This window comes from Streptomyces sp. NPDC030183 (genome assembly GCF_055573455.1).
Genome location: NZ_JBVIBK010000003.1, coordinates 264,849 through 289,220, shown reverse-complemented (window position 1 = coordinate 289,220; position 24,372 = coordinate 264,849). Strand labels below are relative to the sequence as shown.

Below are 24,372 nucleotides of genomic sequence, written 5' to 3'. Positions count from 1 at the left end.
GGGCAGGCGGGTGCGTTCCCTAGGGTCGGGGCATGGCACGCAATGTGGTGATCAGTGGTGGCGGTACGGGGATCGGGCTCGCGGCGGCGCGGGTGTTCGCGGCGGACGGGGACCGGGTCCTGTTGCTCGGCCGGCGGGCCGAGGTGCTGGAGAAGGCGGGGGTGGACGGGGCGCTCACGTACGCGGCGGATCTCGCCGACGCGGAGAGTGTGCGGGGGGTCGCCGAGTTCGTGCGCGGTGAGCTCGGGACCGTGGACGTGCTGGTCCACAGCGCCGGCGGGAACGGCGGGCTGGAGCCCGCCGCGGACGGGGACGATCCGCTCGACGCCGTCGCGCACAACTGGCAGGTCAACTTCCGGCTGAACACGCTGACCGCCGTGCTGCTGACCGAGGCGCTGCGGGAACGGCTGGCCTCGCCCGGTGGGCGGGTGCTGTTCCTGTCGTCCATCGCCGCTTACCGGGGCTCGGGGAGCGGGGCGTACGCCGCGTCCAAGGCGGCGCTGCATCCGTACGCGTTCGACCTGGCGCGGGAGTTCGGGCCCCGGGGGATCACGGTGAACGTCGTGGCGCCGGGATACATCGAGGACACCGAGTTCTTCGGCGGGACGATGGAGGAGGCCCGGCGGGCCCGGCTCATCGCCGAGACCTCCACGGGCCGGGCCGGCACACCGTCCGACGTCGCCGCCACCCTGCACTGGCTGGCCTCCCCCGGCGCCGGCCACGTCACCGCCCAGGTGATACAGGTCAACGGCGGTGCGGAGCGGGGGCGCTGAGGGGGGCTGGATCATGACGACGGCGGGTGCCCGCGCGGTCCGCGCGGGCAAACCCGCCGTATCGCTTTCAGGCGTCGTGTCCGGTCACGCCCCGGGTCGTCACCGTCCCCTGGGGGGTTCGTGGAGGCGGGTCCGGTTGGGGCGGGGGATGAACGTGTCGGGGCGGGGGTGGCTCGGGGGGAGCACCGCGTCGGCCGTGTTGACCCTCGGGAGGGCGTACGGGTGGGTCTCCGTCAGCCAGCGGATCAGCTGTTCGCGGACCGTGACGCGCACCGTCCACAGGTCGTCCGGGTCCTTGGCGGTGACCAGGGCACGGACCTCCATCGCGGACGGGGTCGAGTCCGTGACGGTCAGGTCGTAGTGGCGGCCGTCCCACGCGGAGCACTCCCGCAGGATGTCGCGGAGCTTGTCCCGCATCGCGGGCAGCGGAGCGGAGTGGTCGACCTGCAGGAAGACCGTGCCGGTCATCTGGGAGCCGCCGCGCGACCAGTTCTCGAAGGGCTTCGATGTGAAGTACGACACGGGCATCGTGATCCGGCGCTCGTCCCAGGTCCGCACGGTCAGGAACGTGAGGGTGATCTCGTCGACCGTGCCCCACTCGCCCTCCACGACGACCACGTCCCCGAGGCGGACCATGTCGCCGAAGGCGATCTGGAGCCCCGCGAACATATTGCTCAGCGTGGACTGCGCGGCGATACCGGCGACGATGCCCAGGAGGCCCGCCGAGGCCAGCAGGGAGGCGCCCGCGGCCCGCATCGCCGGGAAGGTCAGCAGCATGGCCGCGGCGGCGACCACACCGACGATCGCGGAGACCACCCGCATGATGAGCGACACCTGGGTCCGCACCCGGCGGACCCGGGCCGGATCGCGGTGGACGCGGGCGTACCTGCTGTACGAGGTCTCCACCACCGCCGCGGCGATACGGATCACCAGCCAGGCCGTGGCGCCGATCAGCACCAGCGTCAGGGCGCGGCCGATCGTGGTCCGGTGCTGCTCCAGCAGCTGCGCCTCGTCGTAGGACGCTCTGAGGAAGGCCGCGCACAGGACCAGCTGGTAGGGGATGCGGCCGCGGCGCAGCAGGCCCCACAGAGGTGTCTCGTGGTGCCGCTGGTCCGCCTTGCGCAGCAGCAGGTCGGTGGTCCAGCCGATGACGAGAGTCAGAGCGACCGAACCACCGATGACGATCAGTGGGCGGAGTAGGTTCTCCATGCCTTCGAACGTAACCGCCTTCGCGGGGTCATGAACATGTGACTTCGACCGCCCCGTGGGTACGGGCCGCTCCGACCGGCGCCCCGCCGACGCGGGTCACTGTCGTACCCGGCTGGCACCATGGCCTCATGAACATCATGCTCTTCCACTCGACCTACGGCCTCAGACCGGCGGTCCACCGGGCCGCGGACCGGCTGCGCGCCGCCGGGCACGAGGTGTGGACCCCCGACCTCTTCGACGGACGGACCTTCGACACGGTCGAGGAGGGCATGGCCTTCAACGAGGAGCTGGGCAAGGAGGAACTGCTCAAGCGGGCCGTCCTGGCCGCCGCGCCCTACTCCGAGCGAGGGCTCGTCTACGCGGGGTTCTCCCTCGGCGCCGCCGCCGCGCAGACCCTGGCCCTCGGCGACGCCAAGGCCCGCGGGCTGCTGCTCCTGCACGGGACGTCGGACATCGCGGCCACCGCGTCCGTCGACGGCCTGCCCGTGCAGCTCCATGTGGCCGAGCCCGACGCGTTCGAGACGGACGACTGGCTGAGCGCCTGGTACCTCCAGATGCGCAAGGCCGGTGCCGAGGTGGAGGTCTACCGGTACGCCGGCGCGGGCCACCTCTACACCGACTCCGACCTCCCTGACTACGACGAGGAGGCCGCCGAGGCCACCTGGCGGGTGGCGCTCGGCTTCCTCGAAACCCTCTGACGGCCCGAGCGGGGCGTACGCCGGCCCGGGCCCACCGGGGCCCGGCGGACTACACCGGGTCGTACGTCCGCTCCACCTTCTGCGTCCCGCTCCGCGTCCGGTACGAGCGGGCCCACGACGACCTCGCGTCGGGCTTCGTCCGGTCGGACAGGACGTAGAAGTCCATCTGCGCCCGCGCGGCGGTGATGTCGAGGACGCCGTAGCCGTGCCGGTCGGTGTCGACCCAGTGGACGTGCCGGTTGGCGGCGCGGATCAGCGGGGAGGCCACCGCGGAGACGGTGCCCTCGGGGACCTTCACGAGGTCGTCGAGGTTGTCCGAGGTCACCGACGTGACGACGAACTCCGTGGCGGCGGAGGCCGACAGCGGGTACGTACCGGCGTTGACGGGCACGTCGTTGGCCCAGGCCATGTGGATGTCGCCGGTGAGGAAGACCGTGTTGCGGATGGCGTTCTCCCGCAGATGGGCGAGGAGTTCACGGCGGTCGTCGGTGTAGCCGTCCCACTGGTCGGGGTTGAGGGCGAGGCCCTCCTTCGGCAGGCCGAGCAGCTCGGTCAGCGGTTCCAGCAGGTCGGCCGTGAGGTTGCCGAGGGCGAACGGGGCGATCATCACCGAGTTGCCGACCAGCCGCCAGGTCGTGTCGGACGCCTTCAGGCCCGTCTTCAGCCAGTCGAGCTGGGCCCGGCCCGTCAGCGTACGGTCCGGGTCGTCGACCTGGCCGTTGCCGACGCCCACCTGCTGGGAGCGGTAGGAGCGCAGGTCCAGCAGCGAGAGGTCGGCGAGCTTGCCGAAGCGCAGCCGCCGGTAGGTGGTGCCCGCGATCGCCGGGCGCACCGGCATCCACTCGAAGTACGCCCGCTTGGCCGCCGACTGACGGGCCGCCCAGGTGCCCTCCGCGCCCTCGGTGTGGTTCTCGGCGCCGCCCGACCAGGCGTCGTTGGCTATCTCGTGGTCGTCCCAGATGGCGATGACCGGCGCGACCGCGTGCAACGCCTGGAGGTCGGGGTCCGTCTTGTAACGGGCGTGCCGGACGCGGTAGTCGGCGAGGGTGACGATCTCGTGGGCCGGCGCGTGCGGCCGTACGACCTTGCCGCGGGTGGCGTACTGGCCGGTGCCGTACTCGTAGATGTAGTCGCCGAGGTGGATCCAGGCGTCCAGGTCGCCGCGCGCGGCCAGATGGCGGTAGGCGGCGAAGTGGCCGCCCTCCCAGTTGGCGCAGGAGACCACGCCGAACCGCAGCCCCGCCGGTGCGGCGTCGGCGGCGGGGGCCGTACGGGTGCGGGCGGCGGGCGAGTCGGTGCCGCCGGCCGAGAAGCGGAACCAGTAGTCGGTGGCCGGGGCGAGGCCGCGGACGTCCGCCTTCACGGTGTGGTCGGAGTCGGCGGTCGCGGTGACCGAGCCCTTGGCGACGACCGTCGTGAACGCCTTGTCCAGGGCGACGGTCCAGCCGACCTCGACGTCCGGGCCGAGCCCGGAGCCGGGTATGGCCTCCGGGGTGGGCGTCACGCGGGTCCACAGCAGGACACCGTCGGGCAGCGGATCGCCGGAGGCGACACCGTGCAGGAACGCGGGGGCCTCGGCGGCGCTCGCGGGGAACGCGGCCGCCAGCGGGGCCGCGAGGACCGCGCCCGCGGCGGCGGCCTTGACGACCGTACGGCGGCGCGGAGCGGAGGAGGACAGGCCCGGCTGCGCGGGCGACATGCCTCTGGGGTCGGCGGGAACGCCGGAGTTGGAGTGAGATCTGCGACTGGTCACGGCGGATGACATTACTGATCAGTAGCGGTTTGGGTAAGGCGTATGACGCGAAATCCGCCGAATGTTCAGACGGTGGTGCCCTGTTAATGGCTCGCGCCCGGCGCGGGCGCCGGTGCGGAAGCCGGCGCGGGCGTCGGTGGGGACGCCGGTGCGGGCGTCGGTGGGGACGCCGGTGCGGGCGTCGGTGGGGACGCCGGTGCGGGCGTCGGTGGGGACGCCGGTGCGGGCTTCGGGCGTCATCGCCCGTCGGCGTACCGCCTCGCCAGGGCGAGCAGAGCGGCGCGGTCGCCGCAGCCGGTGCGGTCGCGCAGGCTCGCCAGGTGCTTCTCGACGGTGCGCGGGGAGAGGAAGAGATGCTCGGCGATCTCCTGGTTGCCGAAACGGCGGCCGAGCAGCAGGAGCACCTCGTACTCCCGGGTGGTCACCCCCGTCCGCCGCAGCTCCGCCGGGATCGTGTCGTGGCCCTGGCGGCGGCGGGGCACGGCGGAGCCCGCGTCGCGCAGCAGGGCGCGGCACGCCGCCGACACGCGGGTGGTGCCCCGGTCGTGGAAGAACTGCTCGGCGGAGCGCAGCCATTCGACCGGCCGGCCCCAGCCGTCGGCGAGGGCCGCTCCGGCGCCCAGGCGCAGACACAGATGGGCCGCGAGGGGAATGGCGTCGGTCCCGACGAGGGCCTCCTCGGCGGACTTCGCGGCCTCGGCGGCCCGGCCCTCACGTCCCAGCAGCACCGCACGCGACCAGCCGACGAAGGGGCGGTCCCAGTGGACCTGGGCGAGCCGGTCCGTGCCGGGGCCCTCCAGCTCCGCCCAGCCCGCCGTGCCCTTCAGGGTGCGCAGCAGCAGATAGGGCCCGAGGAAGCCGCTGACCCCTCGGGTGCTGGGCAGCGCCCGCATCACCCGGTCCGCCTCGGTGAACTCGGCGAGCGCCCGGTCGTGTTCCTCCCGCATCAGGGAGCAGATGCCCTGGGCCCAGCCCCACACCGAGGTGTCGTAGCCCCAGACCGCGCCCGCGCTCCGTCCGGCCAGCGCGTTCCTCAGGGCGTCCAGGGTGGCCCGCAGGCGCTCGCGTTCACCGAGCGCGGCGGCGATGATGCCGTCGACGCCGACACCGATCAGCTCCACCTCGCGCAGCCGCAGCCGCTCGGCCGTCTCCCGCAGCCGCCGGGCGGACTCCGCCGCCAGGTCCTGTTCGTCGCGCAGCACATGAGCGAGCGTCAGATGCATGTCGGCCCAGGCCGTCATGAGGGTCGCGCCGGTGTCCTCGGCGGCCCGCCGCGCGGCCAGCAGGCGGTCCGTGCCGGTGGACCGGAGCCGGTCGAGCACCCCCAGTTCCAGCAGACCGCGGATGCGCCACACCGGCAGGGCGTGCGCCTCGGCCGTCGCCACCAGGCGGGTGAAGGTCTCCTCCGCCTCGGCGAGGCTCTGGGGCCGCAGACAGTAGCCGAGCATGTTCAGCGCCTTGCAGCTCACCTCCGGCAGCCCCACCGCCTCGGCGGTGGTGACGGCACCCTCGGCGAGGGCACGGGCGGTCTCCAGCCGGTCCGGGCACCGCGAGTTGAGGACCAGGTGCGCGGCGACCGCGTCCAGGGAGGCCCGCGAGCCGGGGTCGGGGTCGTCGCCGAGCAGTTCCCTCGCCCGCCGTACGGTGGCCAGGCCCTCCTCCCACTGCTGTGCCGTGGCCGCGGCCCTGGCCCGGGTCACGAAGCCCGCCGCCCGCCGGGTGTTCGGCGCACCCGAAGCGGTCAGTACGTCGTCGAGCCGGTCCCCGAGCTCCGGTACGCGCCGGACGTCACCGGTGAGGACGAGGGCGCGGAGCAGTTCCTCCAGCAGCCCGGCCACGGCCTCGGGCGGGGTGTCCGGGGTGTCCGAGGTCAACTCCAGCCCCCGGTCCAGGAGTTCCACCGCGGTCAGTAGCGCGCCGCGCGCGACGGCCTGCCGCCCGGCGCGGGTGAGCAGGACGGCCGCCCGCGCCCGCCGGCCCCCGGCGACGCACAGCTCGGCGGCCAGCCGGTCGAGATCGTCACGGGACTGTCCGCCGATGAGCCCGCCGGGCTCGTGGAACCCGGCGGTACCGGACGGGTGCTCGATCGCGTCGGCCGCGGCGAGGCAGAGTGCGGCTCGTTCGGGGGGAAGGAGGCGGTGGGCGATGGCGTCGGCGGTCAGGGCGTGGCGGAAGGAGTGCCAGCCGGGCTCCTCCGCGGGGGGCCGGCCGGGCTCCCGCGCGGGGGGCCTGCCCGGCTCCCGCGCGGGGGAGCCGCCGGAGACCAGGCCGGCGCGGGCCGCGTGGCGGAGGTGGGTGAGGGCGCTGGCGCGGTCGAGACCGGCGACACGGGCCGCGATGTCCACCGGGAACCGTCTGCCGAGGACCGCCGCCGCCTCCAGGAGGGCCACGCCGGGTGCCGCCAGCCGGTCCACGCGTTGCAGGACGGCGGCGGCGACGGTCGCGGGGACCCCGGCGTCGAGGGCACCGGTGACCGTCCAGCCGCGGTCGCCGTCCCGGACGAGGCTGCCGCCGTCGACCATGGCCCGCAGCAGTTCCTCCACCACGAACGGGACGCCCTCGGAGACGGCGTGCAGCCGGTCCAGTACGGCCGCGGGCACCTCGTCCGTCGCGCCCCGGCCGAGACAGCGCGCGGCCAGCTCGGCGGTGCCGGCCGGCCCGAGACGGGCGAGCCGCAGCGAGCGGGCGGCGCGGCGGGACGCGGCTGCCTCGGCCAGATCGAGGGCGGGACCGGGCTCGCCCCGCAACGTGGCCAGCAGTACGGCCCGTTGGCCGGTGAGGTTGTCGGCCAGGTAGTCGACGACGGCGAGGGTGTCGGCGTCCGCGTCGTGCAGGTCCTCCAGCACCAGCACACAGCAGCGGTCACGGCCCAGCACCGTCAGGAGCCGCAACACCGCCTCGGCGTAGCCGACGAGGGGCGCCCCGTCCTCCGGTGCCGGTCCGCACAGCCGGGACAGCAGGGGTTCGTAGAGGCCCAGGTCGGCGTCGGAGGGCGCCGCTTCGCCGCGCAGTCCGGAGAACACGGCCTCCGCCAGCGGGCGCAGCGGCACGGCGCGCCCCGCCGACGCCGCCCGCCCGCGCAGCACACGCGCCCCGGCGCGCACCGCGACGGACGCCGCCTCCTCGACCAGCCGGGACTTCCCGATGCCGGGCTCGCCCAGCACGAACACCGACGAGCCCCGCCCCTCGCGGGCCGCCCGTACGGCGGCGGTCAGCAGGTCCCGCTCCGCCTCCCTGCCGACCAGCGCGGGCGCCGACAGCGATGAGAACGACGACACCTGAGGGCTCCCTGCGCCGCGTCGAATACGTCTTCGAGGCGTACAGGTTAGTACCCGCCTTCACCGGGGCCGCAGAACTATATGGGGGTTCTTCCCCGATGGCCGGGGGCCGGCGGCGGGGCACGCTTTCTTCCGGCAGGGCAGGGGGACAGGGCATGGCCTGGGGGGACATGCCCTGCCTGCCGCTTTCTCGTTGAGCTGGGAGGTCGTCATGCAGGGTGCCCGGATGTGGGCCGCCGCCGGGGTCCTGGGGGTGGTCCTGTGCGGGTGTGCGTCACCCACCGGGTCCACGGCGGGAGGCAGCGGCGGCGGATCGTCGTCGGGCGGGGCCGAGGCGGACCCGCCCGAGGTGCCGGTGACCACCCAGGACCTGGAGCGGGTCTGCTCCGACGGGCTCGGCTTCGAAGGGATGCCGGCCTACGACCGCGCGAAGAAGTCCGTGCACCCGGCGCAGCTCATGCGCAGCGACGGCGACGACGACGGGTGGACCAGCAGCGTGCCCTCCGACGGCGACTTCCCCAAGGGCTGGTTCCTGGGCTACACGGACAAGCCGGAGAAGGCCGAACTCGTCGTCTGCGTCGAGCGCACCAAGGCCACCGCGACCGGCAAGGTGTGCGACATGGAGGCCGACGGCAAGCCGCTGAAGATCAAGACGTACAACACCACGTACCGGCTGCGGGTGGTCGAGGCGCGCACCGGCGAGGAGCGGTACACGTACACCGGCAAGGCCGAGTCCGACGAGTGCCCGTACTACGTCCTCACCTCGAAGGGCGAGGACGCGGACAAGTACTACAACGAGGTGCGCCCCGAGGACTACCGCAAGCGGGTCAGGCCGTACATCGCGCCGTGACCGGGCCGTGCGGGCGGGTGTTCCCGGCGGCCTCCGGGAACACCCGCCTGTCACACGCGAACGGTGTGAACGGTGTGAACGGCGCCAACGGGGGCGTTACTTGGTGACGCCTCCTTCAGCGGGCGTTACTTGGTGACGCCCGCGTCCTTCAGGGACTTCTCCCAGTCGGCGACCGAGGACGGGTTGCCGACCGTCTTGTCGTTGATCTTGATGGTCGGAGTCGACTTGACCCCCTTGGCCTCGTCGAAGGACTTGCTCATCCTCATCGCCCAGGCGTCGTAGGTGCCCTTCTTCACGGCGTCCTGGAACTTCTTGTTGTTCTTCAGCGCGTCCACCGTGTTCGCCACCTTGATCAGATAGCTGTCGTCGGCGAACGTGTCGGTCGACTCCTCCGGGTGGTACTTCGCGGAGTAGAGCGCGGCCTTGTAGTCGAGGAACGCCTCGGGGCTGACGTTCAGGGCGGCGCCCAGCGCGCTCAGCGCGTTCTTCGAGCCCTCGCCGCTGAGATTGCCGTCGAGGAAGGTGCCCAGGGTGAACGACAGCTTGTAGTCGCCGTCCTCCATGCCCTTGTCGACCGTCTCGCCGACGGTCTGCTCGAACTGGGCGCAGGCGGGGCAGCGCGGGTCCTCGTACAGGTGGACCACGTTGTCGGTCTTGGAGTCGCCGATCACGACGGTGGTGCCGTTCTCGCCCGAGGTGTGGGCGGGCTTGACCACCGTGGCCTCCGCGGCGGCCTCCCACTTGGTGGGCTTGGTGGTCTGCACGACGGCGTAGCCGATGCCGCCGGCCGTCGCGAGGACCGCGACGACCGAGGCGGCCACGATCGCCTGCCGCCTGGCCTTCGCGCGCTTGGCCTGACGCTCGCGCTCCAGCCGCAGCCGCTCACGGGCCGCCGTCTTCGCCGCGTTGCTGTTCCGCTTGCTCATGTGGGTGAACTCCCTGGGAGACTCGCACCCGTGGGTGCGCGGATGACGTGGGTGGACTGCTCGTGCTCACCAGCGCTCAGGAGCCCGTGGCTCACCGAACGCCCGCAAGGGTCACGCGAAGGTGACCCGGCACGGCGGTCCGCGCCGCCCCAGGGAGTGGGCGAGGAGCAGGGTGCGGGCGGTGGCCCGGCGGTGCGCGGTGCGCGTCGGGCGCTGCTCCACCGGGGCGCACCGGGGCGTGAGCGCGGCGACCGCGAGCAGCAGCGGCCGGAAACCGGCGGCGACGGCGGCACCGAGCAGCTGCGCCAGCGCCCGCTCGCCGCGGCGCAGCCAGGCGGCGGCCAGCAGCCCCACCCCGATGTGCGCGGCGAGCAGCAGCCAGGCGGTTGCCGGTCCGGCACCCGCCAGCAGCGCGGCCGCCTGCGGGGATTCGCCGGTGACCCGCGCCAGCGGTGCGCCCACTCCGCCGCCGCAGAGCACGTCCAGGCCGACCTGGCGCAGCGGGCCCGCGACCGGGCCGCCCGCCTCGCCGTAACAGGCGTGCTGGCCCGCCGTGAACACGGTGTCCGCCGCCAGCTCCAGCGGGATCAGCACGGCGGCGATCCGTCCGGAGCCGCGCTCCCGGCGGCCCGCCAGCGTGTACGCGACGACGAAGACGGCGGCGGTGATCGCGGCCACGGTGACCAGCGGCAGCGGGGCCCGGGACAGCAGGACGTGCGACGCGGTGCTGAGCGTCACGACGAGTGCCGTGAACAGCGCCGCGCGCACGGCTCTGAAGGGGGTCCCGGATATGTCCATACCGCCGGAGAGTCTCCCACGCACCCCTGTAAGGGAGCCTTAAAGGGATGCTGTGCGCTGCCCTACAGGCCCGGGATCCGGCCGTTGCGGAAGAGGTCCACGAAGATCTGGTGGTCCGCACGCGCGCGTGCGCCGTAGCGGTGCGCGAAGTCCACCAGCAGGGGCGCGAAGCCCTCCTCGTCGGCGGCGATCGCCGCGTCGATGGCCCGCTCCGTGGAGAACGGCACCAGGGACTGGCCGGAGAGGTCGTCCGCCGCCGCGTGCATCGTGGCCGTGGCCCGGCCGAGGTCGGCGACGACCGCCCCGATCTCCTCCGGGTCGTCGATGTCGCCCCAGTCCAGGTCCACCGCGTACGGCGACACCTCGGCGACCAGCTGACCCGCGCCGTCCAGCTCGGTCCAGCCGAGCCACGGGTCGGCGTGCGCCTGGAGGGCGCGCTGGGAGATGACGGTGCGGTGGCCCTCGTGCTGGAAGTAGTCCTGGATGCGCTCGTCGGTGATGTGGCGGGAGACGGCCGGGGTCTGCGCCTGCTTGATGTAGATCACCACATCGTTCTCCAGGGCGTCGGTGGCGCCCTCCAGCAGGATGTTGTAAGACGGCAGCCCGGCCGAGCCGATGCCGATGCCGCGGCGGCCCACGACGTCCTTCACCCGGTAGGAGTCGGGGCGGGTCAGGGAGGACTCGGGGAGCGTCTCCAGATAGCCGTCGAACGCGGCGAGCACCTTGTAGCGCGTGGCCGCGTCCAGCTCGATGGAGCCGCCGCCCGGCGCGAAACGGCGCTCGAACTCACGGATCTCGGTCATCGAGTCGAGCAGCCCGAAACGCGTCAGCGAGCGCGCGTCGCGCAGCGCGCCGAGCAGCGGGCCCTGCGCGGTGTCCAGCGTGAACGGCGGCACCTCGTCCCGCTTGGCGCCCGCCGCGACCGCGTGGATCCGCTCCCGGTAGGCGGACGCGTACACGGTCACCAGCTCGGTGATCTGCTCGTCGCTGAGCGCCTTCGCGTACCCGACGAGCGCCACGGAGGCGGCGAAGCGCTTCAGGTCCCAGGTGAACGGGCCGACGTACGCCTCGTCGAAGTCGTTCACGTTGAAGATGAGCCGGCCCGTGGAGTCCATGTACGTGCCGAAGTTCTCCGCGTGCAGGTCGCCGTGGATCCACACGCGGGAGGTGCGCTCGTCCAGATAGGGGCCGCTGTCCCCGTCGCCGCCGCCCCACCCGGAGGCCGTGTCGCTCAGGTCGTGGTAGAAGAGGCACGCCGTACCCCGGTAGAACGCGAAGGCCGAGGCCGCCATCTTCCGGAACTTCACCCGGAACGCGGCCGGGTCGGCGGCCAGGAGCCGGCCGAAGGCGGTGTCGAAGACGGCGAGGATCTCCTCGCCGCGTCGCTCGTCGTTGAGCTGCGGAACCGACATCGCTGGGTGCCTCCTGGTACATGACGAATGGGACGGCTGGTCCGTCCCCTGGGCAACGTGCGGAGGTGCGCGGGAGTGCCCGCGACTCCTCGACGAAAGGTACGGGGGACAGGCCCCGCCGTGTCAGTGCCGAGGCATAGACTTCGACGCTGTCCCCCAGACTGTCCGCAGCCCGTCGGGGACCCGTCGTCGCCCTGTCGTCCGCAGTTCTCCCTGGAGGCCGAAGCCGTGTCAAAGCCGCCGTTCACGCACCTGCACGTCCACACCCAGTACTCGCTGCTGGACGGTGCCGCGCGGCTCAAGGACATGTTCAACGCGTGCAACGAGATGGGCATGACCCACATCGCGATGTCCGACCACGGCAACCTCCACGGGGCGTACGACTTCTTCCACTCCGCGCAGAAGGCCGGGATCACCCCGATCATCGGTATCGAGGCGTATGTCGCCCCCGAGTCCCGGCGGAACAAGCGCAAGATCCAGTGGGGCCAGCCGCACCAGAAGCGCGACGACGTCTCCGGTTCCGGTGGTTACACCCACAAGACGATGTGGGCGGTCAACGCGACGGGCCTGCACAACCTCTTCCGCCTCTCCTCGGACGCCTACGCCGAGGGCTGGCTGCAGAAGTGGCCCCGTATGGACAAGGAGACCATCGCCAAGTGGTCCGAGGGGATCGTCGCCTCCACCGGCTGCCCCTCCGGTGAGCTCCAGACCCGGCTGCGCCTCGGCCAGTACGACGAGGCGCTGAAGGCGGCCGCCGAGTACCAGGACATCTTCGGCAAGGACAAGTACTTCCTGGAGCTGATGGACCACGGCATCGAGATCGAGCACCGGGTCCGCGACGGCCTGCTGGAGATCGGCAAGAAGCTCGGCATCCCCCCGCTGGTCACCAACGACTCGCACTACACCTACGCCCACGAGGCGGGCGCCCACGACGCACTGCTGTGCATCCAGACCGGCAAGAACCTCTCCGACCCGGACCGCTTCAAGTTCGACGGCACCGGCTACTACCTGAAGTCCACCGACGAGATGTACGCCATCGACTCCTCGGACGCCTGGCAGGAGGGCTGCGCCAACACGCTCCTCGTCGCCGAGATGGTCGACACCACGGGCATGTTCCAGAAGCGGGACCTGATGCCCAGGTTCGACATCCCCGAGGGGTACACGGAGGTCACCTGGTTCCGCGAGGAGACCATGCGCGGCATGCACCGCCGCTTCCCGGACGGCATCCCGGACGACCGCATGAAGCAGGTCGAGTACGAGATGGACACCATCATCTCGATGGGCTTCCCGGGCTACTTCCTCGTCGTCGCCGACTTCATCATGTGGGCCAAGAAGCAGGGCATCGCGGTCGGCCCCGGCCGAGGCTCCGCGGCCGGCTCGATCGTCGCGTACGCCCTCGGCATCACCGACCTCGACCCCATCCCGCACGGCCTGATCTTCGAGCGGTTCCTCAACCCCGAGCGCATCTCGATGCCCGATGTCGACATCGACTTCGACGAGCGCAGGCGCGTCGAGGTGATCCGGTACGTGACCGAGAAGTACGGCGCCGACAAGGTCGCCATGATCGGCACGTACGGCACCATCAAGGCCAAGAACGCCATCAAGGACTCCGCGCGCGTGCTGGGCTACCCGTACGCGATGGGCGACCGCATCACCAAGGCCATGCCCGCCGACGTCCTCGGCAAGGGCATCCCGCTCTCCGGCATCACCGACCCCAGCCACCCCCGCTACTCGGAGGCGGGCGAGGTCCGGTCGATGTACGAGAACGAACCGGACGTGAAGAAGGTCATCGACACCGCGCGCGGTGTGGAGGGCCTGGTCCGGCAGATGGGTGTGCACGCCGCCGGCGTGATCATGTCCAGCGAGACCATCACCGAGCACGTCCCCGTCTGGGTCAGGCACACCGACGGTGTGACCATCACCCAGTGGGACTACCCGAGCTGCGAGTCGCTCGGCCTGCTGAAGATGGACTTCCTCGGCCTGCGCAACCTGACGATCATGGACGACGCCGTCAAGATGGTGAAGTCCAACAAGGGCATCGACATCGACCTGCTGTCGCTGCCGCTGGACGACCCCACGACCTTCGAACTGCTCCAGCGCGGCGACACCCTGGGCGTCTTCCAGTTCGACGGCGGCCCCATGCGCTCCCTGCTGCGCCTGATGAAGCCCGACAACTTCGAAGACATCTCCGCCGTGTCGGCCCTGTACCGCCCGGGTCCGATGGGCATGAACTCCCACACGAACTACGCGCTGCGCAAGAACGGGCAGCAGGAGATCACGCCGATCCACCCCGAGCTGGAGGCCCCGCTCAAGGAGGTCCTGGACGTCACCTACGGCCTGATCGTCTACCAGGAGCAGGTCCAGAAGGCCGCCCAGATCATCGCCGGCTACTCGCTCGGCGAGGCCGACATCCTCCGCCGCGTCATGGGCAAGAAGAAGCCCGACGAGCTGGCGAAGAACTTCACCATCTTCCAGTCAGGCGCCCAGAAGAACGGCTACAGCGACGAGGCCATCCAGGCCCTGTGGGACGTGCTGGTCCCCTTCGCCGGCTACGCCTTCAACAAGGCGCACTCCGCCGCGTACGGACTGGTCTCCTACTGGACCGCCTACCTCAAGGCCAACCACCCCGCCGAGTACATGGCGGCGCTCCTCACCTCGGTCAAGGACGACAAGGACAAGTCCGCGATCTACCTGAACGAGTGCCGCCGCATGGGCATCAAGGTGCTCCCGCCGAACGTCAACGAGTCGGTGCACAACTTCGCCGCCCAGGGCGACGACGTGATCCTGTTCGGCCTGGAGGCCGTGCGCAACGTCGGCACCAACGTGGTCGACGCGATCATCCGCTCCCGCAAGGCGAAGGGGAAGTACGCCTCCTTCCCCGACTACCTGGACAAGGTCGAGGCCGCGGCCTGCAACAAGCGCACCACCGAGTCCCTGATCAAGGCCGGCGCCTTCGACACCCTCGGCCACACCCGCAAGGGCCTCACCGCCCAGTTCGAGCCGATGATCGACAACGTGGTGGCGGTCAAGCGCAAGGAGGCCGAGGGCCAGTTCGACCTCTTCGGCGGCATGGGCGAGGAGCAGAGCAGCGAGCCCGGCTTCGGGCTCGACGTCCAGTTCACCGACGACGAGTGGGACAAGGCGTACCTCCTCGCCCAGGAGCGGGAGATGCTCGGCCTCTACGTCTCCGACCACCCGCTGTTCGGGCTGGAGCACGTGCTGTCCGACAAGGCGGACGCGGGCATCGCCCAGCTCACCGGCGGCGAGCACGCGGACGGCGCGGTCGTCACCATCGGCGGCATCATCTCCGGCCTCCAGCGCAAGATGACCAAGCAGGGCAACGCCTGGGCCATCGCCACCGTCGAGGACCTCGCCGGTTCCATCGAGTGCATGTTCTTCCCGGCGACCTACCAGCTCGTCTCGACCCAGCTCGTCGAGGACGCCGTCGTCTTCGTCAAGGGCCGCCTCGACAAGCGCGAGGACATCCCCCGGCTCGTCGCGATGGAACTCCAGGTCCCGGACCTGTCCAACGCGGGCACCAACGCGCCCGTGATCCTCACCATCCCCGCCACCCGGGTGACCCCGCCGATGGTCAGCCGGCTCGGCGAGATCCTCACCCACCACAAGGGCGAGAGCGAGGTGCGCATCCGGCTCCAGGGCCCCACCAAGACCACGGTGCTGCGCCTCGACCGGCACCGGGTGAAGCCCGACCCGGCGCTCTTCGGCGACCTGAAGGTACTGCTCGGCCCGTCCTGCCTGGCCGGCTGAGGCCGGCCCCCGGCGGACCGGGGGGCGTGAGCGCGCGAGGGGCGCATCCGGAGTTCCGGATGCGCCCCTCGGTGCCATGGGGCTGCGAACTGCCCCGTCACGCGGAAGGTCAGTTGTGGCCGAAGCGCTTCTGCCGGCCCTTGCGGGCCATGTCGCCGGGGGTCACCGAGGCGACACGCTGGTCGGCGCCCGGCTCCATGGAGGACGGCTGTACCTCCTGCTGACCACGCGCGGACTGGGGCTGCTTACGGTCCTGCTTCTTGTTCTTGGCCATGGTGATCTGCCTCCTGTGGGGGATCTAGGGGCCAGGGCCGCGACCAGATTCACATAGCCCGACACGCCGCGCATGTCGGGGAATCACCCTCCGTGACGACCCTTGTCGCCACCTGCGGCGCGCCGCACCGACGCGACCGGCGAACACGCCACGCCGATGATCCAGTTCCGGCCGTTAACCTCCGCGAGGTCGGGCAGACTCGAAGGAAGCCCTAAGCACACCTCCCGGAAAGAGGGTGGATCGCGTGGACCGCTGCATCGTCCTGGTGGACGCCGGGTATCTGCTCGGCGCGGCCGCCAGCCTCCTCGCCGGGGAACCCTCCCGCTCCCGCATCACCGTCGACCACACGGCCCTCATCCAGGGCCTGCGCGAACGCGCCGAGGCCGACACCGAGCGCCCCCTGCTGCGCATCTACTGGTTCGACGGCGCCCCCGACCGCGTCCCGCAGCCCGAGCACCGCAGGCTGCGCGTGATGCCCCGGGTGACCGTCCGGCTCGGCGCGCTGACCCGCAGCGACGGGCGCTGGGCGCAGAAGGGCGTGGACGCCGCCATGCACGCCGAACTGACCGAGCTGGCCCGCAACCGGGCCTGCTCCGACGTGGTGCTCGTCACCGGCGACGGGGACCTCCTGCCGGGCATGATGGCGGCCAAGGAGCACGGCGTCGCCGTCCACCTGTGGGCCGTGCAGGCCGCCGACGGGGACTACAACCAGTCCGAGGACCTGGTCGCCGAGGCCGACGAACGGCGCGTGCTCGACCGGGCGTGGATCACCAAGGCCGTACGGGCGAAGGACATCGGCGGCATCTGCGCGCCGCCCCCCGTGCCCCGCCCGGAGATCGCCGCGATCCTGTCGGCGCCGCTCCCCGAGTCCGCGCTGGCCGGCGCCGAGCGGGCCGCCCCCGAGCCCGAGCAGGCGCCCGCGGGGCGCAACGGCGCCGCGGAACGGGTGCCGGCCGCGGCCAAGGGCGTACCGACACCGAAGGATCTCGCCGCCCTGCGGGGGCCCGGCGCGCACACCTCGCAGCATCCGGCGACCGCCACCCTGCGGTGGTCCTCCGACAAAGGGTGGGTGGACCGGCCCGGTGTCGCGGGGGAGTCACCGGACGCGGCGGCGATGCCGACGCTGGCGCAGCTGACGACGGCGGAGCAGCGGTGGGCCGACCGCGAGGAGGACATCACCACGGTCGGCGGCGACCCCTTCGAGGTGGGACAGGTGTTCGCCCGGCGGTGGATGTCGCGGCTTACCGACCAGTCCCATCTCCAGAAGCTGTCGGCGATGTACCCGCGGGTGCCGCACCGGGTGGACGGGGAGCTGCTGCGGTACGCGGCACGGTTCGGGCTGCTGGCGCACAAGGACGACCAGATCGACGAGCACGACCGCTACGCCATCCGGGCCGGGTTCTGGCGGGAGATCGACGTACGGACGGCCGCGGAGCACGCACCGGCCGGGGACTGAACGCGGCGGCACCGCCCGGGCCTGCGTGTTCGCGGCCGGCGACGGGCTCGCCGCGGCGTGTCGCGCGGTTCCCCGCGCCCCGGCAGGGGTGCCCCGGAGGCGATTCGGTCCCCGGGACCCCGTAGGCTCGTCCCTCGTGAGTACGCGTTCGGCACAGGCGGTTCGGCATGACGGGGACGTCGTGTGTGCCGTGCGGGGCCTCACCAAGACGTATCCGGCGACCCGGGGGCGGCGCGGGACGCCGGGAACCCCCGAGGTACGGGCCAACGACGCGGTCGGTCTCGAGGTCCGGCGCGGCGAGATCTTCGGACTGCTCGGGCCCAACGGCGCCGGCAAGACCACCCTCGTACGGCAGCTGACCGGGCTCATGCGGCCCGACGACGGCACCGTCGAGATCCTCGGGCACGACATCGTGCGCCACCCGGAGCGGGCCGCGCGCATCCTCGCCTACCTGGGCCAGGAGTCCACCGCGCTGGACGAGCTGACCGTGGCGCTGGCCGCCGAGACCACCGGGCGGCTGCGCGGCCTCGACGTACGGCGGGCCCGCGCCGAGCGGGACGCCGTCCTCGACGAACTCGGGCTGAGCGGCCTCGCCGCACGGCCGCTGAAGAAGCTCTCCGGGGGGCAGCGCAGGCTCGCCTGCTTCGCCACCGCGCTGGTCGGCGAGCGCCCGCTGCTGGTGCTGGACGAGCCGACCAGCGGCATGGACCCCGTCGCCCGCCGGTCCGTGTGGGCGGCCGTCGACCGGCGGCGCGCCGAGTCCGGCACCACCGTCCTGCTGGTCACCCACAACGTCATCGAGGCCGAGACCGTCCTCGACCGCGTCGCCGTCCTCGACCAGGGGCGGGTCATCGCCTGCGACACCCCGGCCGGGCTCAAGGAGAAGGTCGCCGGCGAGGTCCGCGTCGAGCTGGTGTGGCGCGAGCGGCCCCCGCTGGACGTGCCCGAGGTCGCCGCCCTGCTGCCCCGGGCCGTGGAGTCCGGCCGCCGCTGGACCCTGCGGCTCGCCCCGGAGGAGGCGCGCGCGGTGGTGGCCACGGTCACCGGCGGCGCCGCCTTCGTCGCGCTCGACGACTTCACGCTCGCCACACCGAGCCTGGAGGACGTCTACCTGGCGCTCGGCGGCAGCGCGGGCCACGCACAGGGCCTGGTCAAGGCGTGAGGGGCGCGGGTGTGGGCCGGACATCGGCCGGTGCGGGTGTGAACGGCAGGGCTGCCGCGGCCGTACGAGAATGGGCGACAGCCGAAGCGCGAAGGAGCAACTCGACGTGAGTGTCGTACCCGCCGAGGCCCTGCCGGGCAGTGCCCTGGCAGCCGAGGAGCGCGCGGAGCGGGAGGCCGCCGAGCTGGGGCCCCGCGCCCGGCTGTGGCCCTCCCTCGCCGCCGTGTACCGGGCGCAGCTCTCCCGGGCGCGGGTCGCGCGGATCCCGCTGCTGTTCGTCGCCACCTTCCAGTCGATCGGGATCATGATCCTGATGCGCGGAGTGGTGGACGGCGGGGCCGAGGCGCGGGCCGTGGTCGCCGGGTCGTCCGTGCTCGTCGTCGCGTTCGTGGCGCTGAACCTGCTGGCACAGTACTTCGGTCAGCTGCGCTCCAGCGGCGGCCTCGACCACTACGCCACCCTGCCGGTGCCGCCCGCCGCCGTCGTCCTGGGCGCCGCCGGCGCGTACGCGTCGTTCACCGTGCCGGGGACCGTGGTCACGGCCGTGTTCGGGTGCGTGCTGTTCGGGCTGCCCCTGGCCCACCTGTGGGTGCTCGCCGCGGTGATCCCGCTCGCCGGGGCCGCCCTCGCCGGGCTCGGCGCCGCGCTGGGCCTGCTCGCCCCGCGCCCCGAACTCGCCACCGTCCTCGGCCAGCTCGGCATGTCGGCGGCGCTGCTGCTGGGTGTGCTCCCGGCCGACCGGATGCCGGCCCTGATCCGGTTCGCCCGCGACCTGCTGCCCTCCACCTATGGCGTCGAGGCGTTCGCGCGGACCTTCGGGCCGCACCCGGACTGGGCGTTCGTCCTCGGCGACCTCGCCGTGTGCGCGGGGGTCGGAGTCGTCTCGCTCGCCGTCGCCACCTGGGCGTACCGCCGGGCCGCCGTCCGGTGACGCGCCGCACAGCCGCGCCTGGCACGATGTCAGAGTGACCGCACCGTTTTCTTCGCCTCCGCCGCAGCCGCCCCACCAGCCGCCGACCGACCCCTGGGCCTCACCGCCCGCCGGCGGACAGGGCGTGGGACCCGCGTGGCACGGCGCGGACCAGCCGGACGGGCCGCCCGGCCCCGGGCTGGGGAGGGAGCTGCTGGAGGCCGCCGTCGTCACGGTGGTGACGGCACTGGTCGGCGGGGCGCTGCTCGGAGTGCTGTGGTGGTGGCTCGCCCCGCATGTGCCGCTCGTCTCCGACGGGTCGGCGGTCTACTTCAAGGACACCGAGGGTGAGCAGGCCGTCGGGGTCGACGGAACGTTCACGCTGCTCGCGCTGGGCATGGGCGCGGTGAGCGCGCTCCTCGTCTTCCTCCTGCGCCGGCGTGGCGGCGTGCCGCTGGTCGCGGCGCTCGCCGTGGGCGGGCTGCTGGGGGCGGTCGTGGCGTGGCGGCTCGGGGTGTGGCTCGGGCCCGGCACGGACGTGGTGGCACGGGCGAAGGAAGCGGGGCGGGGGGTGACGTTCTCGGCGCCGCTGAAGCTGGCGGCGAAGGGGGCGTTGCTGGCGTGGCCGTTGGCGGGGTTGGTGGTGCACCTCGTGTTGACGGGGCTGTTCGGGCCGCGGGATCCGGAGCGGTTCGAGGAGTACGAGGGCGCCAAATAACTCGGGGGTGCTCGGTTCGTCGGCGGGTGCGGGTGGGTCGTGGTTTCTCGCGCAGTTCCCCGCGCCCCTGGAGGGACGGGCCTGCGGCCCGCCCTCCCCGTGAAAAGCACGGGGCGCAGCCCCGGTCGCTTCTCAGGGGCGCGGGGAACTGCGCGACCAAGCACGACGCACCCGCAGTCGCCCGACCACCCGTACCCCCGCTCAGGCGCCCGGCACCCTCGCGACCGGTGCCGTCCTCGCCCCCGTCAGCGCCGCCAGATCCCCCGGCGCCAGCTCCACCTCCAGCCCCCGGCGGCCCGCCGAGACGCAGATCGTCGCGTGGCCGGAGGCAGACTCGTCCAGGACCGTGCGGAGCTTCTTGCGCTGGCCCAGGGGGGAGATGCCCCCGCGGACGTACCCCGTGGTGCGTTCGGCGAGCGTGGGGTCGGCCATCGCCGCCCGCTTGCCGCCGACCGCCGCCGCCAGCGACTTCAGGTCCAGCTGGCCCGCGACCGGCACCACGGCCACGACCAGCGCGCCGTCGACGTCCGCGACGAGGGTCTTGAAGACGCGCTCGGGCGACACGCCCATCGCCTCCGCCGCCTCCTCGCCGTAGGACGGGTGGGACGGGTCGTGCTCATAGGCGTGGACGGTGAACTCCACGCCCGCCGCCGTCAGCGCCACCGTCGCCGGGGTGCCCCCCGCCTGCTGCTTCTTCGCCTTCTTCGCCATCCCAGCCCGTTCCCAGCCCGTTCCCGGTCGCCGTGTCCTTCAGCCGTCCTCAGTTGAGGCTCGTCGGACCCCGCGTCAGGTCCGACGCGGGCAACGACGGCAGACTACGGATGATCGCGCTCTCCGCGCGCAGGAGTTTCAGCTCGTCACGCAGCCGGGACGCGGTGTCGGGCGCCTGGAGGAGCCGCTGCTTGGCCGGGGTGTCGAGCATCATCGCCGCGGCGACCAGGTACGACACCACGGCCGGCTCGTCGGGGAGGTCCGCGCCCGTGGACAGCGAGCGCTCCCGCGCTCCCGCCAGGCGCTTCTGGTACTGGCGGAAGGCCCGCAGCACACCCTCCGCGAGGGCGCCCGCCTCGTCGCCGGGCGCCTCCGGCAGTTCCTCCAGGTCCGCCACGAGGAACGGGCCGGTGGTGTCCAGGGAGAGCAGCCGTACCCGGTTGGTGCCGGTGGCGAGGACCTCGAACGTGCCGTTGTCGCGCTCCCGGATGGTGGCCGCGTCGGCGATGCAGCCCACGGAGTGGAACGCCTTGGCCGGGTCGTCGCCGAACCCGGCGGTCGGGCCGCGCTCCGGGAGCGCCGTCGGATCCGGCATGCCGGGCGCGCTCGGCGCGACCTCGTGGCCGTCGCGGATGGCGACGACGGCGAAGCGGCGGGGTTCGTCCTCGGGGGTCTTCAGCAACTCGCGCATCATGGCGCGGTAGCGCTCCTCGAAGATGTTCAGAGGTAGCACGAGCCCCGGGTACAACACCGAGTTCAGGGGGAAGAGCGGCAGCCGGACGGTGGTCACGAGCCCAGAGCCTAGTCGCCGTCGGGGCGCGCGCGTTCGCTCGTACTGGTTTGTGACCTTGCCGCGGGCCTTCCGGCACGCTTCCCCGACCGTGTCAGCAGCGGCATCGAGGACGCCACCTCCAGCCGTACGCCGTCCCGCAGTTGGAGGAACTGCCCCAGCGGATCACCGGAGACCCGGTCCCACGGGAAGGAGGTGGCGTACGGGCCGATCCGGCGCAGCTGCTCCAGGGCGTCCGGCCAGCGTTCGAGGCGGACGAGGACATAGGCGAGGAGGTTGCGGACCTCGGCGGGCCAGGGGTCGCCGGGCGCGTACGCGGCGGAGAGGGCGATCGCGCGGTCCGCCGCCTCGTCCAGCCGGGCGCGAGCGACCCCGGGGCCGCCGCCGTCGACGAGCTGGGCGAAGGCCGCCCGGACCGGCAGAGCCTGGACCAGGGAGCCGGGCAGGGCGTCCTCGGCGGCCCGTTCGGCGAAGTCGAAGCACTCGCGGTGCGAGCCGTACCAGGCGGCGGAGAGGTACTTCAGGGCCGAGACATGACAGCCGTAGTGGTGCGGGGAGCGGCGGACCGCCTCCGCCCACAGCCGCTCGAAGCCGGTGCGGCCGAGGCCCGTCCCCCGGGCGTGGTCGAGGGCGATCCGCCAGGGCACCGGGTCGCGCGGCTCGCGCTCGGCCGCCGTCGTGATCAACGCGCCCGCCTCGTGCAGCAGTTCCGCCCTGGCGGGGGAGTGCCAGCCGTGGGAGACCGCCAGTTCGGCCCTGATCAGCAGGGCGTCGGGGTCGTGCGGGGCGGCGCGCCGCCAGTCGCGCAGCCACTCGCCCCGCGCGCGGGCGAAGGCGGCGAGCCGCAGCGCGTACCGGTCGCGGTTCTCCCACTCCGCCGCCTCCCGGGTCATCGCGAGAAGCCCGGCGGCGGGGGCGTACGCGCCCCGGCCGGCCGCGACCAGCGCGGGCCCGAGCCGCGCGTCGGGGACGTCGAGCAGCACCTCGTCGTCGGCCGGGAGACCGTCGGCGAGGCCCGAGGTGTGCCGCATCATCCGGGCCGTGCGCACGAGCGCACGCAGCAGGTCCATGTGGCGCGCCCCCTCTGCGCCCGGCCGGTCCGCTCGGCGGGACCGGTGCTCACCATCTCGGTACAACGCCTCGACGGTGGTGTAGTGGTCGGTCGTTCGAGGGGAAGACGGAGCGCGGGCGACTCGGGTTGTGCCCCTTCACAACCTTTTCAGTTCCTGCTCAGCAGCCGTGTGGCGCCCGCGGCGACCGTCGTCGCGAGGATCCAGCCCAGCAGGATCACCACCACCGCGAGCCACTGCCAGCCGCCGCGCAGCTGCCAGTAGCCGACCTGGCCGAGGTCGATCACCGGGAGCAGCAGGTCCAGGGCGAACAGGGACGGGCTCCAGTGCGGGTGCTCGCCGCTCTTGAGCGGCGGATGGTCCGCGTGGGAGAAGGCGTACGAGGCCAGCGCCCACAGCAGCGCCATCCACACGACGGCCCGCCCCGGCCGGTACCCGTACGCCACCGTCCAGTCCTGCGCGTAGCCCCAGAGCTTCGCCGCCAGCGGCAGGTTCTCCCGCCGGTGGCGCTGCTTGGCGAGGAGCACGTCGCGGGCGCCCTCGTCGTCGCCGCTGGCCCGCAGCACCGTCGCGAGCCGCTCGTACGGCTCCGGCTGGTACTCGGGGGTCGCCGCCGCCACCCACTCCAGGCGTCCGGCCAGCGGGAACCGGTCGCGCGGTACGAGGTTCTCGTACTGGAAGCCGCCCATCTGGAGGTTGCCCGGTCCCGGCCAGCTGTCCGCCCGGTCGATGAGGACGCCGACCCGGGCGCCCGACAGCACGACCTTGCCGCGCTCGGGCCGCTCGCCGAGGAAGCGCAGCTCGGGCACCTGCACCCGGCGCAGGGACAGCTCCTGTTCGTCCGTGAAGGTGAACCGGGCCCGCTCCAGGTCGACGGCGTCCCCGAAGCGCCCGTCGTCCAGCCGTATCCCGCCCTGGCACTCGAACCGCTGGACGCGGGTGCCGCGCGCGGGCGTGCTGCCGCTGGTGTAGAGCGGGTTGCCGACGCCGGCGGGGGTCAGATAGAGGGTGCGCTCGACGGTCAGCTGGGGCGCGTTCAGGGCGAGGCGGCCGTAGGGGTTGGCGAGCCGGCTGCCGCGCAGGCTGAGCGAGGCGCCGACGGTCGCGCCGCGCAGACTCAGCTCGCCGTGCGACTCCAGCATCTCCGCCTGTACGTCCTGGGCGACGCTGAGGCCGTCGGCGGACAGGGAGCGGCCGTGCCGGTCGCGGTAGACGACCGCCTGGTTGAGCAGCAGATCGGTGCCGATGTGCGCGTCGGCGAGCCGCACCCCGTTGTGGAAGCGGCAGCGCGGCAGATGCAGGTCGCCCTCGGTGTGCAGCCGGGCCGCCTCCAGCCGCGGCACCGAGCAGTCCACCAGCCGTACGGTGGTGAACCGGGCCTCGGGCAGCAGGATCTCCTTCTCGAACCGGCAGCCCTTCATCTCCACGTACGGCACCACCTGGCCGCCCGCCAGCTCCAGGACGCCCCTGACCTGCACGCCCACCAGCTTGAGCGCGGAGACCCGGCCGGCCAGCGCGGGCGGCCCGTCCAGCAGCAGCCAGGCCACGATCCGCGCCCGTACCGTCCGCTCCGGCCCCCAGGGGTGGCCGCCGTGCGGATCGTCCTCGGCGGTGTCGCCGCTGCGGAGGTCGTAGACGCTGCCGTTGCGGAACGCCTGCCACATACCGGCCTCGGCGGCGGTGAGGTCGTCCGGGATGTCCCCGTCGTCCCGGATGGCGGCACCCTCGCTCACGGCTGATCCTTCCTCCGGCTCCGTCACTCGCGTGTATCGCACAACTGTTCATGCGGGTGATGCCCGCTGAGTGACGCCCCGAA

At 72.7% G+C, this 24,372-nt stretch carries 20 protein-coding genes; 8 read left to right on the top strand and 12 right to left on the bottom strand.

What is annotated here, in order from left to right; all coding sequences use genetic code 11:
• The first annotated feature begins 32 nt into the window (after window positions 1-32).
• Window positions 33-773, top strand: a complete 741-nt coding sequence (locus ACZ4Z2_RS05985) for an SDR family NAD(P)-dependent oxidoreductase (RefSeq protein ID WP_468072791.1) — start codon at window positions 33-35, stop codon at window positions 771-773.
• A gap of 99 nt (window positions 774-872) precedes the next feature.
• Here ACZ4Z2_RS05985 and ACZ4Z2_RS05980 read toward each other — a convergent pair whose 3' ends face one another.
• Window positions 873-1,982: a mechanosensitive ion channel family protein gene (locus ACZ4Z2_RS05980; RefSeq protein WP_468072789.1), complete on the bottom strand. Its 1,110-nt coding sequence runs from the start codon at window positions 1,980-1,982 to the stop codon at window positions 873-875.
• Between the two features lie 128 nt (window positions 1,983-2,110).
• Between ACZ4Z2_RS05980 and ACZ4Z2_RS05975 the strand changes: the two genes are divergently transcribed.
• Complete coding sequence (locus ACZ4Z2_RS05975) at window positions 2,111-2,680, top strand: dienelactone hydrolase family protein (RefSeq protein WP_468072787.1); 570 nt, start codon at window positions 2,111-2,113, stop codon at window positions 2,678-2,680.
• A 49-nt stretch (window positions 2,681-2,729) separates the two neighbouring features.
• Here the strand turns inward: ACZ4Z2_RS05975 and ACZ4Z2_RS05970 are convergent, their stop codons facing one another.
• The 3 genes from ACZ4Z2_RS05970 to ACZ4Z2_RS05960 all read right to left on the bottom strand — a co-directional run bounded on the left by ACZ4Z2_RS05970 (window position 2,730) and on the right by ACZ4Z2_RS05960 (window position 7,711).
• Entirely contained in the window at window positions 2,730-4,379 is a 1,650-nt protein-coding gene (locus ACZ4Z2_RS05970; protein WP_468072785.1) for an alkaline phosphatase D family protein, read from the bottom strand.
• Window positions 4,380-4,451: 72 nt separating this feature from the next.
• Window positions 4,452-4,673 carry a hypothetical protein gene (locus ACZ4Z2_RS05965; RefSeq protein ID WP_468072783.1) on the bottom strand — a complete coding sequence of 74 codons (222 nt, stop codon included), beginning with the start codon at window positions 4,671-4,673 and terminating at the stop codon, window positions 4,452-4,454.
• A complete protein-coding gene (locus ACZ4Z2_RS05960) occupies window positions 4,670-7,711 on the bottom strand; it encodes an ATP-binding protein (protein ID WP_468072781.1) in 3,042 nt (1,013 codons plus the stop codon). The genes ACZ4Z2_RS05965 and ACZ4Z2_RS05960 overlap by 4 nt, the downstream gene beginning before the upstream one ends.
• A 211-nt stretch (window positions 7,712-7,922) precedes the next feature.
• Here ACZ4Z2_RS05960 and ACZ4Z2_RS05955 point away from each other — a divergent pair, with 211 nt between their 5' ends.
• The gene (locus ACZ4Z2_RS05955; protein WP_468072780.1) at window positions 7,923-8,561 is read left to right on the top strand and encodes a hypothetical protein; all 639 of its coding nucleotides are present in this window, start codon (window positions 7,923-7,925) and stop codon (window positions 8,559-8,561) included.
• Window positions 8,562-8,686: 125 nt separating this feature from the next.
• Here the strand turns inward: ACZ4Z2_RS05955 and ACZ4Z2_RS05950 are convergent, their stop codons facing one another.
• From ACZ4Z2_RS05950 to ACZ4Z2_RS05940, 3 genes are all read right to left on the bottom strand, one after another.
• Window positions 8,687-9,487 (bottom strand): DsbA family protein, encoded by an 801-nt coding sequence (locus ACZ4Z2_RS05950; protein ID WP_468072778.1) that lies wholly within the window; start codon window positions 9,485-9,487, stop codon window positions 8,687-8,689.
• Window positions 9,488-9,598: 111 nt separating this feature from the next.
• Complete coding sequence (locus tag ACZ4Z2_RS05945; RefSeq protein ID WP_468072776.1) at window positions 9,599-10,285, bottom strand: hypothetical protein; 687 nt, start codon at window positions 10,283-10,285, stop codon at window positions 9,599-9,601.
• A gap of 62 nt (window positions 10,286-10,347) precedes the next feature.
• Entirely contained in the window at window positions 10,348-11,697 is a 1,350-nt protein-coding gene (locus tag ACZ4Z2_RS05940; RefSeq protein WP_468072774.1) for a DUF2252 domain-containing protein, read from the bottom strand.
• Window positions 11,698-11,925: 228 nt separating this feature from the next.
• Here ACZ4Z2_RS05940 and dnaE point away from each other — a divergent pair, with 228 nt between their 5' ends.
• The gene (gene dnaE / locus ACZ4Z2_RS05935; protein WP_468072773.1) at window positions 11,926-15,465 is read left to right on the top strand and encodes a DNA polymerase III subunit alpha; all 3,540 of its coding nucleotides are present in this window, start codon (window positions 11,926-11,928) and stop codon (window positions 15,463-15,465) included.
• A gap of 109 nt (window positions 15,466-15,574) precedes the next feature.
• Here dnaE and ACZ4Z2_RS05930 read toward each other — a convergent pair whose 3' ends face one another.
• On the bottom strand, window positions 15,575-15,739 hold the full coding sequence (locus tag ACZ4Z2_RS05930) for a hypothetical protein (protein ID WP_468072771.1): 165 nt from the start codon (window positions 15,737-15,739) through the stop codon (window positions 15,575-15,577).
• Window positions 15,740-15,983: 244 nt separating this feature from the next.
• Here ACZ4Z2_RS05930 and ACZ4Z2_RS05925 point away from each other — a divergent pair, with 244 nt between their 5' ends.
• The 4 genes from ACZ4Z2_RS05925 (at window position 15,984) to ACZ4Z2_RS05910 (ending at window position 19,985) form a co-directional block, all read left to right on the top strand.
• Window positions 15,984-17,195, top strand: a complete 1,212-nt coding sequence (locus tag ACZ4Z2_RS05925) for an NYN domain-containing protein (protein WP_468072769.1) — start codon at window positions 15,984-15,986, stop codon at window positions 17,193-17,195.
• 181 nt (window positions 17,196-17,376) lie between these two features.
• Window positions 17,377-18,357 carry an ABC transporter ATP-binding protein gene (locus ACZ4Z2_RS05920; RefSeq protein WP_468072894.1) on the top strand — a complete coding sequence of 327 codons (981 nt, stop codon included), beginning with the start codon at window positions 17,377-17,379 and terminating at the stop codon, window positions 18,355-18,357.
• A 106-nt stretch (window positions 18,358-18,463) separates the two neighbouring features.
• Window positions 18,464-19,288, top strand: a complete 825-nt coding sequence (locus ACZ4Z2_RS05915; RefSeq protein WP_468072767.1) for an ABC transporter permease — start codon at window positions 18,464-18,466, stop codon at window positions 19,286-19,288.
• Between the two features lie 34 nt (window positions 19,289-19,322).
• Window positions 19,323-19,985, top strand: coding sequence for a DUF2567 domain-containing protein (locus tag ACZ4Z2_RS05910; RefSeq protein WP_468072766.1), 663 nt, complete (start codon window positions 19,323-19,325; stop codon window positions 19,983-19,985).
• Window positions 19,986-20,186: 201 nt separating this feature from the next.
• Here ACZ4Z2_RS05910 and ybaK read toward each other — a convergent pair whose 3' ends face one another.
• The 4 genes from ybaK to ACZ4Z2_RS05890 all read right to left on the bottom strand — a co-directional run bounded on the left by ybaK (window position 20,187) and on the right by ACZ4Z2_RS05890 (window position 24,289).
• Window positions 20,187-20,696 (bottom strand): Cys-tRNA(Pro) deacylase, encoded by a 510-nt coding sequence (gene ybaK / locus ACZ4Z2_RS05905; protein WP_468072764.1) that lies wholly within the window; start codon window positions 20,694-20,696, stop codon window positions 20,187-20,189.
• 49 nt (window positions 20,697-20,745) lie between these two features.
• A complete protein-coding gene (locus ACZ4Z2_RS05900; RefSeq protein ID WP_468072762.1) occupies window positions 20,746-21,486 on the bottom strand; it encodes an LON peptidase substrate-binding domain-containing protein in 741 nt (246 codons plus the stop codon).
• An 11-nt stretch (window positions 21,487-21,497) separates the two neighbouring features.
• On the bottom strand, window positions 21,498-22,556 hold the full coding sequence (locus ACZ4Z2_RS05895; RefSeq protein WP_468072760.1) for a hypothetical protein: 1,059 nt from the start codon (window positions 22,554-22,556) through the stop codon (window positions 21,498-21,500).
• Between the two features lie 149 nt (window positions 22,557-22,705).
• Window positions 22,706-24,289 carry an oxidoreductase gene (locus ACZ4Z2_RS05890; RefSeq protein ID WP_468072758.1) on the bottom strand — a complete coding sequence of 528 codons (1,584 nt, stop codon included), beginning with the start codon at window positions 24,287-24,289 and terminating at the stop codon, window positions 22,706-22,708.
• Between the last annotated feature and the right edge of the window lie 83 nt (window positions 24,290-24,372).

What these genes read in the sequence shown, in the direction of transcription:
- ACZ4Z2_RS05985 (WP_468072791.1), top strand. Translation starts at nt 33, where the DNA reads ATGGCACGCAATGTGGTGATCAGTGGTGGCGGTACGGGGATCGGGCTC.
- ACZ4Z2_RS05980 (WP_468072789.1), bottom strand. Translation starts at nt 1,982, where the DNA reads ATGGAGAACCTACTCCGCCCACTGATCGTCATCGGTGGTTCGGTCGCT.
- ACZ4Z2_RS05975 (WP_468072787.1), top strand. Translation starts at nt 2,111, where the DNA reads ATGAACATCATGCTCTTCCACTCGACCTACGGCCTCAGACCGGCGGTC.
- ACZ4Z2_RS05970 (WP_468072785.1), bottom strand. Translation starts at nt 4,379, where the DNA reads ATGTCGCCCGCGCAGCCGGGCCTGTCCTCCTCCGCTCCGCGCCGCCGT.
- ACZ4Z2_RS05965 (WP_468072783.1), bottom strand. Translation starts at nt 4,673, where the DNA reads ATGACGCCCGAAGCCCGCACCGGCGTCCCCACCGACGCCCGCACCGGC.
- ACZ4Z2_RS05955 (WP_468072780.1), top strand. Translation starts at nt 7,923, where the DNA reads ATGCAGGGTGCCCGGATGTGGGCCGCCGCCGGGGTCCTGGGGGTGGTC.
- ACZ4Z2_RS05950 (WP_468072778.1), bottom strand. Translation starts at nt 9,487, where the DNA reads ATGAGCAAGCGGAACAGCAACGCGGCGAAGACGGCGGCCCGTGAGCGG.
- ACZ4Z2_RS05945 (WP_468072776.1), bottom strand. Translation starts at nt 10,285, where the DNA reads ATGGACATATCCGGGACCCCCTTCAGAGCCGTGCGCGCGGCGCTGTTC.
- ACZ4Z2_RS05940 (WP_468072774.1), bottom strand. Translation starts at nt 11,697, where the DNA reads ATGTCGGTTCCGCAGCTCAACGACGAGCGACGCGGCGAGGAGATCCTC.
- ACZ4Z2_RS05930 (WP_468072771.1), bottom strand. Translation starts at nt 15,739, where the DNA reads ATGGCCAAGAACAAGAAGCAGGACCGTAAGCAGCCCCAGTCCGCGCGT.
- ybaK (WP_468072764.1), bottom strand. Translation starts at nt 20,696, where the DNA reads ATGGCGAAGAAGGCGAAGAAGCAGCAGGCGGGGGGCACCCCGGCGACG.
- ACZ4Z2_RS05895 (WP_468072760.1), bottom strand. Translation starts at nt 22,556, where the DNA reads ATGGACCTGCTGCGTGCGCTCGTGCGCACGGCCCGGATGATGCGGCAC.